This window comes from Actinomycetota bacterium (assembly GCA_005774595.1).
GTDB lineage: Bacteria > Actinomycetota > Coriobacteriia > Anaerosomatales > D1FN1-002 > D1FN1-002.
In genome coordinates this window covers 1-1794 of the sequence record VAUM01000358.1, presented here as the reverse complement: position 1 = coordinate 1794, position 1794 = coordinate 1, and the positions used below count along the sequence as shown (strand labels likewise).

Below are 1794 nucleotides of genomic sequence, written 5' to 3'. Positions count from 1 at the left end.
GCCCACGCCCGCTCCCGTCGCGCCCATCCGCGCCACGGCTCCCGCGGCCGCGCGTCCCGCGACGCAGGTCAGGGAGGGCAGCCGCGAGCAGCGGCTGGCCGCCGCGCTCGATCGCCTGCTCGACGGCTCGGCGGACATCCAAGCCGCGGCGCTCGTGAGCCTCGACGGCTTCACGATGGCGTCCGCGCTGCCTCCAGGCATGCACGAGGACCGCGTCGGCGCCATGTCGGCGGCCATCCTCGGCCTCGGCGAGCGCGCAGCGGCCGAGTTGGGGAGGGGACACCTCTCGCAGGTGTTCATCGAGGGGAAGGACGGCTACGTCGTCCTCATCGCCGCGGGCGACCGCGCGGTGCTGACCTCGCTCGCCGGCATCGATGCCAAGCTCGGGCTCGTGCTCTACGACATGCGCGAGTCTGCAGAGGCGATCGCAGAGATCCTGCGGTAAGGGACCGCCGCGACACGCGGCAGAAGGGGCGGGACGAGCCAACCGATGGCTTTGCGCGGCAACTTGCGGGACTTCAGCCTCCCGGACGTCTTCCAGCTGGTCACGTTCAGCAAGAAGACGGGGGTCCTGCGCATCCGTCGTGCCGACGGCGTCGAGGGCAGTGTCTGGTTCCGCGACGGCGACGTCTTCTTCGCGCAGTCCAACTGGCATCGTGAGCCGCTCGGCGAGCGGATGGTCAAGGCCCAGCGCATCACGCAGAACGCGCTGACCCGCGCGCTCGAGGTGCGCGCCTCCGAGGGCGCGTCCGGCCGGAGACTCGGCACCATCCTCGTCGACGAGGGCTACGTCTCCGAGAAGGTGCTCGAGGCCTTCGTCCAGGAGCAGATCCAGGACACCATCTTCGACCTGATGCGCTGGGACGAGGGCGAGTTCGACTTCGAGGAGCTGCCCGAGCTGGCCGAGGAGGACATCGGGCTGTCGGTCTCCATCGAGAACGTCGTGATGGAGGGCGCACGCCGCCTCGAGGAATGGGCGCGCATCAAGAAGAAGGTCCCGTCGATGGACATCGTGTTCAAGATGGCCACCGCGCCGGGTGAGGGCACGTTCGAGATCTCGCTCAAGCCGATCGAGTGGCAGCTGCTGCTGCTCGTCGACGGCACCCGCAGCGTCGCCGAACTGGCCGTGCACACCGGCCGCACGGACTTCGAGGTCGCGCGCATCATCTACGGCCTGTTCTCCGCCGGCCTGCTCGAGATCGCGGCCGACGACGAGGTCGCCAAGCTGCGCGAGGAGCGCGGCGTGCGCGAGGAGCGGCTCGCAGCCATCCGCCGCGAGACCGACCTCACCGTCGAGGCGAGGTCGAAGCGTCCGGCGCACGATGCGCAGGCCTCCGCCGAAGAGCCGTCCCCGCCCGCCGAGGAGCCATCGTTCCTGTCCGCCGGCGCGCAGTCGGCCACGGCGGAGGACATGGCGGTCTTCGAGCAGATGATGGGCGCCGTGCTCGAGGCCCCAGCCGAGGAGGTCCCTGCCGAGGAGCCTTCGATCGACACGGGTCTCGGCCTCGGCTTCGAGCCGGAGGAGGCGTTCACGCCCGAAGCGGCGCCGGAGTCCGAGATCGCGCTCGAGCCGGAGGTGCCTGAGACCCCGCCGGAACCTGAGGCGCCCGCGCCGGAACCCGAGCAGGACCTGGGCGCGTTCATGGACGTGCCCGAGGCCCCCGCCGAGGTCACGTCGGCGTTCCCCGCTGTCGCCGAGACGCCGCCGCCGGAGGACCTGTTCGCCGGCGAGGTCGCGCCCGCGGAGCCCGAGGCGCCCGCATACCCCGAGGAGTCCCCGGGCCTCGCGCCCGA

2 protein-coding genes are annotated in these 1794 nt (G+C 71.5%); both read left to right on the top strand.

Translation table 11 applies throughout. The features are described 5' to 3' along the window. Positions 1-94 precede the first annotated feature (94 nt). Positions 95-445, top strand: coding sequence for a hypothetical protein (locus FDZ70_10070; protein ID TLM67837.1), 351 nt, complete (start codon positions 95-97; stop codon positions 443-445). A gap of 45 nt (positions 446-490) precedes the next feature. Continuing rightward, a partial coding sequence (locus FDZ70_10065) for a DUF4388 domain-containing protein (protein TLM67836.1) occupies positions 491-1794 on the top strand: 1304 nt, incomplete at its 3' end.